Below are 8,900 nucleotides of genomic sequence, written 5' to 3'. Positions count from 1 at the left end.
CCAGATTGTGGCTCTGGAGGCCCAGGGTTCGAATCCCTGTATCCACCCTTTCGCCTTTGGGCTATCGCCAAGCGGTAAGGCACAGCACTTTGACTGCTGCATTCGTTGGTTCGAATCCAACTAGCCCAGTCTGTTATGGGGTATTAGCTCAGTCGGTAGAGCACTTGACTTTTAATCAAGTTGTCCGGGGTTCGAATCCCCGATGCCTCACTTGCATCTGTAGAGATACAGATGCTTTTTTCTTATCATATAGGTTATCATCATTTTATTAAAATGAATGATATAAATATTGCGCGGGCATGGCGGAATTGGCAGACGCGCCAGATTTAGGTTCTGGTGTCTACGACGTGCAGGTTCAAGTCCTGTTGCCCGCATAAAAGCGCCTGATTCCAGGCGTTTTTTGTTAATTATTTTTGGAAATAATAAAATAGTGCATCATGGAGTATGCTCTGTGCAAGGATCAGAAAAAGGAGATGACTGGTGATGAACACACCATTTGGTAAAATTCTCGAGAAGAATATTTTCAAAAAAGTTTTTTCTGCTGTTATCTTATTAAGTTCAGTTGTCGGTGCGGTTATGAACAGCTATGCAGTCTGGACCCTGGGAGTCAGTACAGGGGTTTCCTGCATAATTGGCATAATTTATATAGTGATGGGGATTTCAGCTCTCATGCAGAATCAGATCATGGAAAAGTGGAGAAATAAGAAGCTTGAAATGCTCATGGGTATATATAGCTGCTTTTTTATATATGATTTTATGATTCTGCTTTTATGGTGGATTTTTTCTGCCCTGTTTATGGTTTCTGGAAAAGCGCAGGCCATGGGGGTATTTGTTCTGGATATTTTGGCCGTTATAATTGTGGCGCTTGGATATCTTCATGCAAAAAAGATAAAATATACTGCTTATTCCATTCCTTTGGGATTGAGGGGAAATACCTGTCGGATTGCCATGATGAGTGACATTCATCTGGGTGTGTTTGTAGGAGAGAAGCATATTCAGAATATTGTGGATAAAGTGAACCGGCTGGAACCTGATCTGGTAGTTATATGCGGAGATATTATTGATGTAAATAATCACATTCTTGAGGATGATGAGGTTCTTGGCAGAATCAGCTCCCTGTTTTGTAAAATAAAGGCAAAAAAAGGCGTGTTTGTCGTACTGGGAAATCATGATCCAAAGGCAGATAATAAGAAATTTGCTGATTTTTTACGGGCTTCAAACATTCAGCTTCTGCATAATCAGGTGATTCAACTGGAAGATTTCTGCCTGGCAGGAAGAACCGATGCAAGTAATAATTGCAGAAGCTCAATGGAAAGTCTGGCAAAAGAAATAAATTCGAGCTTACCGGTTATAGTTTTAGATCATAATCCCAGTGGTATTCCTGAAGCCGTTGAATTTGGGGCAGACCTGGTTCTCAGCGGTCATACCCATAAGGGACAGTTTTTTCCGGTAACATATTTTACAAAGCTGGCAAATGGAAAACATTATTTTTATGGACATGAACAGTTTGGAAAAACGCATGCCATTATTTCTTCAGGAGCAGGCTTTTTTCAGCTTCCGGTGAGAATCGGAACAAGTAATGAAATTGCAGATATTCATATTTCATAATAAAGAAATATTGATGATTCAAAAAGTATGGAATTTATTTTATGAGTAAATTTGAAAAAGTGCATAAAATTATCACGAATTTGTTTTTATTTAATGCACATATAGAGCTTAATATTTCTTTTCTGTGCGTATATTATGGATTCTATTGTGCAAAATTCGATATTTGCTCATTTATAGTTATATATCAGAGATCAGGGCGGTATTCACAGGAGTACCGCCCTGTAATTTTTTCAGAAAAATATAAAAATATATTGACTTTTTTCAGAAGAGAGAGTATATAATAAATTATAAGTAGTAAGTAATAAGAAATATGAAGTGAGAGAGGTGAAGGATATGTTTAAAAAAGCTTTTTGGATTCCTTATGAGGACAGCGCAGAATATCCTACTATGGTAAAAGCCATGCAGGCAATATCAGAGTACTGTGAAAAGAACGGAGATTCCTGTACCTTTACCGGTGATGATGAGGTAGAGATCAATGGAAAAGTTTATGAGATCTGCCGGGGCTATGAAAATGGGAGCCGGGGTAACTACGGCATCAAATGTAAGGAAAAATAAAGGAGAAAATATGGAAGATTACACACTTGTACAGCAGTTTCTTCTTATAGGACTGGATGGAACGGACAGCAGACATAAATCGGTTGCCAAAAGTGCTGTTCTTCGCGCAGCTGCCGCAGGAAAACGGGCAGAGAGACTTCTTGCCTCCGGTGACTGTCAAAGCCCGGGTTTTGCGGACAAACTGGAAAAAGAAATGAAAACCGTAAAATCCCTGAAAACAGAAGCTTTGAATAAGGAGGCCGGAGAGGATATAGGGCTTCTGATATCCCGGGGAGCGCTGGACGAGGTTCCGGATCTTCTGGGCTGTGATATGTATTACGATACTGCAGGCGTGGATCTGATGGTGTACAGAAGTGATCAGGATATTTACCAAAAGGTGACAGAAGCCCTTCGGGCAGAACTTCTGGAAGAAGGAGAGCTGACCGATGATGGGATTCTGCTTCTGTGGATGATCCGTGAAAGTGGATTTATCCATGAGATCTTTTCGGCAAAAGAACAGGAAGAAATATCTCAGAAAATGGTGCGTATGGCAGCATCCGGTCAGTGGACAGGTGTGTTGTGGAAGCAGGAATTTCATAAAGCCTTTGAAAGTCTGGGGACAGCCTTTTTAAGGAAAAAGAAAAAACTTTTTCAGAATCCTTATATGCAGGGGGTAAATCTTACTTTTCCGTTTCTGGAAAGGCGTCAGGCTGTGTTTGTTGATTTTGTTATTTTTGGAACTACAGTCAGTGACCGCAGAACGGCAATGATGAGTTTTTTATGCGAACACGGGCATTTTGTGGAAGAAGTAAAGAATGGAACAGAAACTCTTTTAAAAATTGACAACATATTTTACCGCATTGTCCCCAAAACTGTTTCATGCCAGGGAATTCCTGTTCAGGGAGCGCTGCTTTCTCCTGTATACCGGTGAAGGGGGGCATATGAAATATGTCCAGACGGAGAACAATGGAAGCGATTCTTGCTTCAGACTATGTTTCCATAGGGGAGCTGGCGCGTCTGACCGGGTGCCGTTACAGTACCCTGAAGCATTATACTGAGGAGGGAATGCTGCCTTTTGAGCAGGAAGAAGAAAACCTGACAAGAAGGTACCGGAGAGAACAGAGCGTACAGCTTGTGGAATGGATACGGCAGCAGAGAAAAGACGGAAGGTCTGTTCCGGAAATCAAAGAGCTTCTTGCAGAAAATCAGCGCACCTGCTCAGAGCAGGAATAAGAATATTGCGGGACAAGCAACTGCCGGACATAAAAGTATGGGGACAAAAGTAAGACTGACTTTTGTCCCCGTTGTGGTATCAGAGGTAACGGATTTCGGCAGAGAGACCTCCGTCCTCGTCTGCTTCTACAACAGCATAGCTTGGCTTATGTCCGTTTTGTCTTGGAAAAGTAAGACTTCCCGGATTTAATACCATGATGCCGTCCTCTTCGTCAATAACTGGTTTATGTGTGTGACCGAAGAACACACAGTCACAGTTTCTGGATCTGGCCTCATCAATCAGACGGGAAAGATCCATAGAAACGCCGTAAAAATGTCCGTGGGTTACAAGGATCCGGTGTTTGAATACAGTAATTTCATCCTCTTTTGGAAGGTCGGAGAAGAAATCATTGTTTCCGGCAATAATTGTACAGGGACATTCGGCAAGGGCTTCAATGTAGAACTCGCGCCCTTCCACGTCTCCGCAGTGGAACAGCATATCAAAAGGCTGCTCTCTCAGAACCGCAGCTTCCAGATTGGCGTCTCTTCCATGAGTGTCACTGACAATAAGGAGTTTCATTGAAGCTCGTCCCTGATAGCCCTCAGAGCCTTCCCTCTGTGGCTGATTTTATTTTTTTCCTCCATGGAAAGCTCCGCAGAAGAACATCCGTATTCCGGAAGATAAAAAATGGGGTCATAGCCGAATCCGTTTTCGCCTTTTTCCTCGTAGCCGATCCTGCCTTCCATAGCTGCCCTGACTGTCCGAACAGTCCCGTCCGGGAAAGCGGCTGCAATGGCGCATACAAAGCGGGCAGTTCTCTTTTCATCAGGAACTCCGTTCAGGCGCTCAATAAGATTTGCATTTTTAATATGATAAGAAGTATCTTCACCCATGTAGCGGGCAGAATAGATACCCGGTTCTTTATTCAGGTAATCGATTTCCAGACCGGAGTCATCAGCAAGTACGATCTCTCCGGTAAGGTCACGGATAGCCGTTGCCTTGATGACTGCATTTTCTTCAAAAGAACTTCCGTTTTCTTCAATATCAGCTGTGATTCCGGCATCCTTCAGGGAAAGAAGCCGGATATCCAGATCACCGAGAATTTCGCGGATCTCCTTCATTTTTCCTTCATTGCCGGTGGCAAAAATTACTTTTTTCATTTGTTTGCATTCCTCCTTGGCGGTTTTGGCCCCAGAAACTGATAGTAGTAGGTTTTTAACATTCCATTGTATATTTTGCGGTTCTTGTCCGCTTTTTTCCCAATATCATTTTCAGCTCTGTCATAGGACGTGATCAGGTACATGGACCATTTATCCAGACGGTTGAAGCTTTCTCCGATTTCCCGGTAAAGCTGCGGAAGAGCCGCTTTTTCTTCCAGACGCTCTCCATATGGAGGATTTGTGATCAGGAAGCCGTATGGTTTTGGGTGACTGAGATCCTTAACTGCTCTCTGCTGAAAATGGATCAGCTTGTCCACGCCTGCCATTTTTGCATTGGAACGGGCTGCCTTCAGCGCTTCTGCGTCAATATCATAGCCCTGGATATCCGTTTCAATATGAAGGTTGATCCGGTCGTTTGCTTCTTCTATGGCGTCATACCAGCATTTTCGAGGAACAATATGCTTCCAGTCCTCAGAAAGGAAGGAGCGGTTCATGCCGGGAGCCATATCAGCGGCGATCATGGCTGCCTCAATAGGAAAGGTTCCGCTTCCGCAGAAAGGATCTACAAGGATCCGGTCTTTATTCCATGGGGTAAGCATAATAAGGGCTGATGCCAGTGTTTCAGTGATCGGAGCTTTTACAGTCATCTGACGGTAGCCGCGTTTATGGAGGGATACTCCTGAGGTATCAATGCCCACAGTGGCCACATCCTTCATAAAGGATACACGGATGGGAAAGCTTGCGCCGTCTTCCGGAAACCAGGAAATACCGTAAACGCCTTTCAGACGCTCTACAATTGCTTTTTTCATAATGGACTGGATATCAGAAGGGCTGAAAAGCGCGCTCTTTACGGAGTTGGCCTTGGCGACCCAGAATTTTCCATCCTGAGGAATGTAGTTTTCCCAGGGAATTGCCTTTGTTTTTTCAAAAAGCTCGTCAAAGGTCACTGCTTTAAATTCTCCTGCTTTCAGAAGAATACGTTCTGTGGTGCGGAGAAATACATTTGCCTGTGCGATTCCCGCAGCGTCAGCCAGAAAAGTTACTTTTCCATCTTCCACTTTGCTGATCTCATAGCCGAGATCAAGAATTTCCCGTTTCAGGACAGCCTCCATTCCAAAATGACAGGGAGCGATCAGTTCCATATATTTCATGGCAGCCTCATTTCTCTGACAGTGTTTCCGTCAAAATCTTTAATAGTAAATATACTGTTTTCCAGAACTGCGTAGGTTGCAGGATTTCCCTCCTTGGGAATGGAAACAGAGCCTGGATTTAAAAGGATATATCCATCCATCTGCTGAGCCTTTAACACATGAGTATGTCCGTGGATCAGAATGTCTCCTTCCTGGAGAGGGGGAAGATTGTCCTGGTTATAAATATGTCCGTGAGTAGCGTAAAAGGTTCTTCCGTCTACAGAAAGAATACAGTAGTCAGCCATTACCGGAAATTCCAGAACCATCTGGTCAACCTCGGCCTCGCAGTTTCCGCGGACAGCGTAAATTTTGTTTTTATGTTCATTGAGAAGAGCAATGACTTCTTTGGGAGCATATTCTCTTGGAAGATCATTTCTGGGTCCGTGATAGAGCAGATCGCCCAGAAGAACCAGACGTTCTGCCTGCTCTTCACGGAACGCATCCAAAAGCTTCCGGCAGTAATATGCGGAGCCATGTATATCTGATGCAAATAAGTATTTCATTCAGGTATTCTCCTTATAATAGGTGTTTTGTATAAAATCCGTTCTGTTTTTACAGAACAGGATTTTTCTCTTTTACATTATCACGGTTATCCGGAAATTACAAGATTTCTTCCTCGATAAGCTTCAAAACCGCCGATCACAGACCGGGTTTTGTACCCTTTTTTTACAAAAAGTCTGGCGGCGGCCATACTTGAGCCGCCCCGCTGGCAGTAAAAGATCAGAAGCTTTTCCCGGGGAAGCTCCCGGCACTGTTCAATCTGGCTGTAAGGATAGTTTACCGCGCCGCGGATATGACTTTTCTGATAAAGGGCCGCATCGCGGACGTCTATGATGAGAGCGTCGGAACGGTCTGCATAATAATCCAGCATTTTGGCGGAAATGGTTTCAATGGGAAACATTTGAGCTTTCCTTTTTTATTTATCATATGCAGAAAAGAGGACGGAGAAACAGATCGGAAGACAGGACAGGACGGATGCGGCATCTGCCTGCATCCGCCCTGTCCATACGATTCTGTAAGAAGGGAGAAACGTTTGTTTTTTGCTGATTTTTTTCTTTAGTATCTGTCAGAGTAATTGTTCTGTTCTCTGTCGTAAGCGTTTGTAGTTTTGTTTTTAGAGCTGTTTCTGGAAGCGCTTTTGGAACTGTTTTTTCCGCAGTTCTGTGCGCTTTTATCAGAAGCTTTGTCTGTGTTGCTGTTCATGTTTTTGTTTTCTGTTTCATAATTTTTTGTCATTTTCATTTTCCTCCTGGTGTAATGTGTTGAATAGCTGCTGTTTACTATCCCGCAGGGTATTTTGGTATCTGTGCCAAAACCCTGAGACATACAGGGCAAAATGCTTCCTGTCACCTAAGGCGATTTGGAATGCATTTTGTCAACTTGCTTATTACACTGTCTATTATGTCAAAAAGTTGTAATAATATTCATGAAATCATATTGCTTTTTTTTCCAGTTTATATTATAATCTAATCTGTAAAAAGAATTTACCCTTCAAAAATTTTTTTTACATAACCCCTTATTTAATTATTTATACTCCCCTCGAAACACCCGGTAGCTCCCCTACCGGGTGTTTCTCTGTAAAAAAGAAAAAGAAGGCCTGGAAAGCCCGGAAAAAGCGGACTGAGGGACTGAAAAAAGAAATTGTGCAGGACAGACATTTCGTTTAAAAATGCTGTCAAACACAAATACAACAGAAGTTATGTGGGAATGTGAGCAGGATTTTTGTAAAGGGTTGTAGTTTCAATAGCAGGAAGGAGACTATGTGTATGAAAAAGATGAAAAATGTAACTGCAGTAGTTTTGACCTGTGTTCTGGCACTGGGAAACGGGGAGATCCTGTGGGCGGCAGAAAACAGGGCGGAGGCTCAGCAGCAGAAGGAGGAAGACGCCGGAAGTATCGTATCCCGGCTGACCGGACTTCCCTATATTGGCGGACAGCGCCTGGAGACGCCGCTGGTCATGCAGGATGAGATAATGAAACTTCAGAATGTTCAGGAGGAAGGAATTCTCGGATGTCTGAAATGGGATTTTGATAATGATAACAGTGATGAAATTCTGGCAGTTACTTATGAGCCAAGTGAAACTTTTGGGCCGGAAAATAAATGTGTCAGGATATCCATGTATGAATTAAATGTGGATACCTGGATGGTTTCCGATATGTTTGAGCTGGGAAAATATGATCTGGAAGGGAGATTTCAGGATCTGGCGGCAATGTCTGATACGAATTCCACTGCCTATGAGGGAAATATTTTTTTGAGAAGGGTAAACGGACAGTATCAGTTCTTTTATGAGTACAGCGCGTCTCCAAAATATCTGGTGACAGGATTTGAGTGGTATTTAAGAGGATATACCTATGACGGATCCGCTTTTTCAGTTATGGAAAGTACTCAGGATATGGAATATGCGGCATCGGGAATGGAACTCGAAGCTTTATTTGCTTTAGATCCAACACCGCTTCAGGGACTGGACTATGGACAGTATACCATTGAAATGATAGAGAGATACCGGGCCCTGGGATTTCAGTCTGAACGAATCGGAATGGAAAATTTTGTCGTTCATTCAACAGTCAGCCAGGATCCCCGCTGTTATTCGATTGTGCGCTTAGTGCGCGGAGACAGTATGGAAGAGGGGCAGTCAGCAGGTCAGTATGTATATGACAGATTAAAATCGGAAAGATATCTGGAGGGCTTCTGGATGGATATTGAAGATCATACCTCGTCCATCCGGGAGATTGTGGATCAGACGCATACAGAAGAGGAAAGCGCTGGTTCAGATACGGTATCTGTGGCAGGTTCCTATGAGGAGTTTTTAAAAACAAACCATGTGGGAGATTATTATGCCATAGTGGATGCCGGAGAAAATCAGGAATCCATATTAGTGGCAGCAACAGGTTTTTCCGAAATGGATGAGGACATTTATACACCGGAGTTGGGATATGATATTGTTCTTTACGGAAACAACGGAGGAACTGTCCGCCAGATCGGGGAGCCTCTGCATCTGAGCGAGTCCGCAGGTCCATGGTATTTTTGCGAAAATAAGCTTATCTGCAATGGCAGAAGAGGCGGATATTATACGGTGGATATTGTCGGGGATTCCTACACACGAAATTTTCACCAGGAGGGAGACAGTTCTGAATGGGTTTCCCTGTCTCTTCGAAAAAACAGAGGAGGGACAGGCGCACAGACTCAGCCGTCTC

General features: G+C 43.4%; 11 protein-coding genes and 3 tRNA genes. 8 read left to right on the top strand and 6 right to left on the bottom strand.

The window, feature by feature from the left end:
- Positions 1 to 57: 57 nt before the first annotated feature.
- The 7 genes from QVP40_RS09805 (at position 58) to QVP40_RS09775 (ending at position 3,375) form a co-directional block, all read left to right on the top strand.
- A tRNA-Gln gene (locus QVP40_RS09805) sits at positions 58 to 129 on the top strand.
- Between the two features lie 8 nt (positions 130 to 137).
- Positions 138 to 210: transfer RNA gene (locus QVP40_RS09800), tRNA-Lys, on the top strand.
- An 83-nt stretch (positions 211 to 293) separates the two neighbouring features.
- Positions 294 to 374, top strand: a tRNA-Leu gene (locus QVP40_RS09795).
- Between the two features lie 310 nt (positions 375 to 684).
- Positions 685 to 1,608, top strand: a complete 924-nt coding sequence (locus QVP40_RS09790) for a metallophosphoesterase (protein WP_288200458.1) — start codon at positions 685 to 687, stop codon at positions 1,606 to 1,608.
- Positions 1,609 to 1,941: 333 nt separating this feature from the next.
- Complete coding sequence (locus QVP40_RS09785; protein ID WP_022068261.1) at positions 1,942 to 2,163, top strand: DUF4318 domain-containing protein; 222 nt, start codon at positions 1,942 to 1,944, stop codon at positions 2,161 to 2,163.
- Between the two features lie 10 nt (positions 2,164 to 2,173).
- Positions 2,174 to 3,073 carry a hypothetical protein gene (locus QVP40_RS09780; RefSeq protein WP_022068260.1) on the top strand — a complete coding sequence of 300 codons (900 nt, stop codon included), beginning with the start codon at positions 2,174 to 2,176 and terminating at the stop codon, positions 3,071 to 3,073.
- Between the two features lie 17 nt (positions 3,074 to 3,090).
- Positions 3,091 to 3,375, top strand: coding sequence for a helix-turn-helix domain-containing protein (locus tag QVP40_RS09775; RefSeq protein WP_022068259.1), 285 nt, complete (start codon positions 3,091 to 3,093; stop codon positions 3,373 to 3,375).
- Between the two features lie 79 nt (positions 3,376 to 3,454).
- Here the strand turns inward: QVP40_RS09775 and QVP40_RS09770 are convergent, their stop codons facing one another.
- From QVP40_RS09770 to QVP40_RS09745, 6 genes are all read right to left on the bottom strand, one after another.
- Complete coding sequence (locus tag QVP40_RS09770) at positions 3,455 to 3,934, bottom strand: metallophosphoesterase family protein (RefSeq protein WP_022068258.1); 480 nt, start codon at positions 3,932 to 3,934, stop codon at positions 3,455 to 3,457.
- Complete coding sequence (locus QVP40_RS09765; protein WP_022068257.1) at positions 3,931 to 4,515, bottom strand: XTP/dITP diphosphatase; 585 nt, start codon at positions 4,513 to 4,515, stop codon at positions 3,931 to 3,933. Before QVP40_RS09765 ends, QVP40_RS09770 begins: the two co-directional genes overlap by 4 nt.
- Positions 4,512 to 5,666 (bottom strand): THUMP domain-containing class I SAM-dependent RNA methyltransferase, encoded by a 1,155-nt coding sequence (locus tag QVP40_RS09760; RefSeq protein WP_022068256.1) that lies wholly within the window; start codon positions 5,664 to 5,666, stop codon positions 4,512 to 4,514. Before QVP40_RS09760 ends, QVP40_RS09765 begins: the two co-directional genes overlap by 4 nt.
- Positions 5,663 to 6,208, bottom strand: a complete 546-nt coding sequence (gene yfcE, locus QVP40_RS09755; protein WP_022068255.1) for a phosphodiesterase — start codon at positions 6,206 to 6,208, stop codon at positions 5,663 to 5,665. The genes QVP40_RS09760 and yfcE overlap by 4 nt, the downstream gene beginning before the upstream one ends.
- A gap of 86 nt (positions 6,209 to 6,294) precedes the next feature.
- Positions 6,295 to 6,606 carry a rhodanese-like domain-containing protein gene (locus QVP40_RS09750; RefSeq protein ID WP_022068254.1) on the bottom strand — a complete coding sequence of 104 codons (312 nt, stop codon included), beginning with the start codon at positions 6,604 to 6,606 and terminating at the stop codon, positions 6,295 to 6,297.
- 155 nt (positions 6,607 to 6,761) lie between these two features.
- Positions 6,762 to 6,941: a hypothetical protein gene (locus tag QVP40_RS09745; protein ID WP_022068253.1), complete on the bottom strand. Its 180-nt coding sequence runs from the start codon at positions 6,939 to 6,941 to the stop codon at positions 6,762 to 6,764.
- Positions 6,942 to 7,471: 530 nt separating this feature from the next.
- Here QVP40_RS09745 and QVP40_RS09740 point away from each other — a divergent pair.
- The coding region (locus QVP40_RS09740) for a hypothetical protein (RefSeq protein ID WP_288200457.1) at positions 7,472 to 8,900 on the top strand (1,429 nt) is incomplete at its 3' end.

Source organism: Blautia sp. CAG:257 (assembly GCF_000433815.1).
Taxonomy (GTDB): Bacteria; Bacillota; Clostridia; order Lachnospirales; family Lachnospiraceae; genus Blautia_A; species Blautia_A caecimuris.
Note: the sequence above shows the minus strand (reverse complement) of the source record. Positions and strands in the feature narration are given on the sequence as shown.